Annotated in this window: 3 protein-coding genes; all 3 read left to right on the forward strand. The window is 66.1% G+C overall.

The annotated features are described in order from the left end of the window. A partial coding sequence (locus SH809_16370; GenBank protein MDZ4701288.1) for an ECF-type sigma factor occupies positions 1-261 on the forward strand: 261 nt, incomplete at its 5' end. Between the two features lie 286 nt (positions 262-547). After that, a complete protein-coding gene (locus tag SH809_16375) occupies positions 548-1,192 on the forward strand; it encodes a tetratricopeptide repeat protein (GenBank protein MDZ4701289.1) in 645 nt (214 codons plus the stop codon). 157 nt (positions 1,193-1,349) lie between these two features. After that, positions 1,350-3,907, forward strand: a 2,558-nt coding sequence (locus SH809_16380) for a PVC-type heme-binding CxxCH protein (protein MDZ4701290.1), incomplete at its 3' end; no start/stop codon positions are given.

Consider the following 3,907-nt stretch of genomic DNA (forward strand, 5'->3'; position numbering starts at 1 on the left):
CGCCAGGGGATCGAGCGGGCCTTGCGGCGGGCTGAAATCGCTGGTGTTGCCGAGGTCCCTGCCGGCATCGTCCGAGCCGACGAAGTTGCCCCGTACGGTGTTGTCCGCGCCGGCCTGGTCGTCCAGTACTGCTTCTTCGGCGGCCTTACGCTCGACGAGACGGCCGAACACATGGGGATCGCCAAACGATCCGTCCAGCGCGCCTGGACCATGGCCCGCGCGTGGCTCCGTAAAGAAATCGCCGGCGGGATTTCGCTATGAACGGGCGGCGGTGGCTCTAGAGACGCCCCACGGGGGCGTCTCTACATAATATCTCAGGGGAGACGATCACGACGGCCACGGACGTGTATGCGCTGGGGGTGTTGCTCTACGAACTACTCTCCGGATGGCGGCCCTACCGTCTCGGCTGCCGGGTACAGGCCGAGAAGGCGCAGCAGGTGTCGCAATTCCTGGAGGCGCTGTTTGACTCGCCCGACCCGTACGCCGTCACCAACGAACGCCGCGACACGCTGCGCGTCCGCGACCTTCTGGCCGAGGGGGTGGAAAGGTGCGAACGGATCTCTCGTCACTGCCGGCCGTCCAGGCGAAGCTGCTCGCCGTGCTTGGCAACGTCCACAAAAGCCTGGGGGAGATGGGTGCCGCGCGTCCGCTGCTGGAAGAGGCGCTCGCGATCCGGCTCAAGCACTTCGGCGACGTCCACCCGTCAATCGCCGTCAGTCTGCATAATTTAGCCTCGATGATGGGGGATAAGGGGGATATCGATCAGGCCGGATCGCTTTACCTCGAATCTCTGGCCATGAAACGCACCCTCTACAGTGGCAGCCACCCGTCGACCGCGGCCACGCTGAACAATTTGGGGACGTTGGTCAAGGACAGCGGCGACCTCGCCGGCGCCGAACCCTACCTCCGCGAGGCCCTCGCGATGAACCGCGAACTGCTGCCTCCAGACCACCCCCGGCTCGGGATGACACTCGAATCCCTGGGCGATCTGCTGTTCCGGCTCGGGGCGGTCGCAGAGGCGGAACCGCTCCTCGTCGAGGCGATGACGATCATGCGCAAAACCCTGCCCGACGACCACGCGCGGGTGGTCAAAGTGGCCGGCCGGCTCGTCGAACTCTACGAAGGACGCGGCGAGTCCTCCCTGGCCGAGCCCTACCAAGCGCTGCTGGCGCCGGCGGACACGACCCGGTAGCGTGTTTTCGTGCGGGAAAGTGCGTACACTCCGTGTGAATAGAATGGCGTCTTTGCAACCAGTAACCGTACCGTCATCCCGGCCTTGATTACTTCGTAAGTCCCCCCTACGAGTAGGGGTTCGTTTCGGGACCCAGCCGGTTAGCCAATCGACATCCATGCGCCTTGTCCTTCCGCTCCTACTTCTTCTGGCCATCGTCTCCGGCTGCACCCCGCCCGCCGACGATCCCGCCGCCGCTTCGGCCCCCGTCGCCACGACGCTCACGATCCGCCAGGACACCGTCGCCGGCACCATCGCCATCTACCGCGCCGGCGAGGCGGAACCCATCCTCACCCAGAACGCCCGGCCGGACTTCCGGCCCTATCTCCATCCCCTCGTCGCACCCGACGGGAAGGGGCTCCTGTCCGAGTTCAGCCCGGATCACCATAAACACCAGACGGGCCTGTACTGGGGCTTCACCCGCGTCAACGGACGGGATTATTTCCATCACCCGGAGGGCGACTACTGGCGCCGCGTCGCGGCCGATGTCCTGATCCCAGAAGGGCCGCATGTGCAGTGGCGCACCGTCTACGACCTGCTCGACGAGGCCGGACGGCCCGTCCTCACCGAGACGCAGACCTGGGCCATGCGCGAGGTGGATGGTGCATATATGCTCGACCTCGAATGGCAGGGCCAGGGGCGGACGAACGTGACGATCGGGGAATACGACTACGGCGGCCTCTTCATCCGCATGCCGTGGAAGGAGGGGATCGAGGGGAGGGTGTTAAATGCGGCGCGCCAGCTGAACGGACGCGCCGAAGGGCAGCGCGCTATGTGGGTCGATGTGGGGATGAAAGTCGACGGCCGCGACGACCAGGCGCACATCGCCGTGTTCGATCATCCGGACAACGCCGGCTTCCCCCAGCCCTGGCGCGTCGATGACCAGCTCGGCGTCGGGCCCGTGCGGGCGCGGATGGGGGACTGGACGATATCCGCCGGCCAGACGGAGACGATCCGGCACCAGCTCCTCGTCTACACCGGCGAAAAAAACGACATCGCCCTCACCGACGCCTGGCAGGCCTACATCGGCGACGAAGGCATGTACGCCACCGCCGCCCTCTGGAATATCGCCCAGCAGGAAGGCCTCGAAGCCGAATTCCTGACCGCCGAACGGGCCATCGAGGCGATGACCATCCCCGCCGGCTACACCGTCACCCCGTACGCCGCCGAGCCCATGATCACCCAGCCCATGGCCTTCGCCTGGGACGACCGCGGCCGGATGTGGGTGGCTGAAAACCGCGACTACGAGGCCCGCGACGATGGCTTCTCCAACTCCGGCGATAGCCGCATCCTCATCCTCGAAGACACCGACCGCGACGGCATCGCCGATGTGCGCAAGGTGTTCCTGGAGGGCATCCCGTTCCCCGCCGCCATCGCCGTAGGGTTCGACGGCCTCTACCTCGGCGCGCCGCCCCATCTGCTGTTTATCCCTGACAAAAATCAGGACGACGTGGCCGACTACGACGACATCGAAATCGTCCTCACCGGCTGGGGCATCCGGGATCGCCACGAGACCATCAACAGCCTCCACTGGGGCCCCGATGGCTGGCTGTACGGCCTCGAAGGGTTTGCCACGCCGTCGAAAATCCGGAAGCCGGCCGCCGGCGAAGGCCTCTACCGCCACGGCGACCCGTTTCCTGACGACCTGCTCGAAAAAGAGGGCGTCGATATCGACGGCGGGGTGTGGCGTTATCACCCGGTGAAGGACCGGTTCGAGGTCGTCGCCCACGGCTTCAGCAACCCGTGGGGAATCGACTACGACGCGAAAGGCCAGCTGTTTATCAGCGCCTGCGTCATCCCACACGTCTTCCACGTGATTCCCGGCGGGATCTACCAGCGCCAGGGCGGCCGGCACTTCAACCCGTATGTCTATAGCGACATCCAGACGATCGTCGACCACCGCCATCGCTCCGCCCACGGCGGGGCGCGGGTGTACCAGTCGGACGCCTTCCCCGAGGATCAGCGCGGCCGGCTGTTTATGGCGAATATCCACGAACACGCCGTCCTGACCGATGTGCTCACCCCCAGCGGGTCGGGGTTCGTGGCAAGCCACGGGGAGGATTTTCTGCTGGCCAATAACGCCCAGTGGATCGGGTTCAGCATGGAAATCGGGCCCGAGGGAGCCGTGTACGTGCTGGACTGGCACGATGCCGACATCTGCGGGAAGGATGTGCTCGACAAAGACACCGGCCGCATCTTCCGGATCGCGCCCGAGGCGACGCTCGCCGAGGACTGGCCGGGCCGGTACGACGATTTGCGGGAGATGTCCGACCTCGACCTCGCGCGCCTGCAGCGGAGCCCGAGCGACTGGCACGCGCGCCGGGCGCGGGTGATCTTGCAGCACCGCGCCTCCGAGCGCCCCATCGGCGAGACGGCGCAGGCCCATTTGCAGGAGATGTTCGACGACACCGCGTACCCCGAGTACCGCCTCAAGGCCCTGTGGGCGATGCACGTCGCCGGCCTGGCGACACCCGAAATGCTGCTGGAGGCGTTGGACGATCGCGACGAATACGTCCGCTCCTGGGCCATCCAGCTGCTCACCGAAGATCGGGCGCCGGATGAGGAAGCCGTCGAAGCGTTCGCCCGGATGGCGCGGGTGGATCGTTCGCCCGTCGTCCGAAAATACCTCGCCGCCGCGCTGCAGCGGGTGGAGCCCGCTAATCGGTGGGATATTGC

Source organism: Rhodothermales bacterium (genome assembly GCA_034439735.1).
In the GTDB taxonomy this organism is placed as follows: Bacteria; Bacteroidota; Rhodothermia; order Rhodothermales; family JAHQVL01; genus JAWKNW01.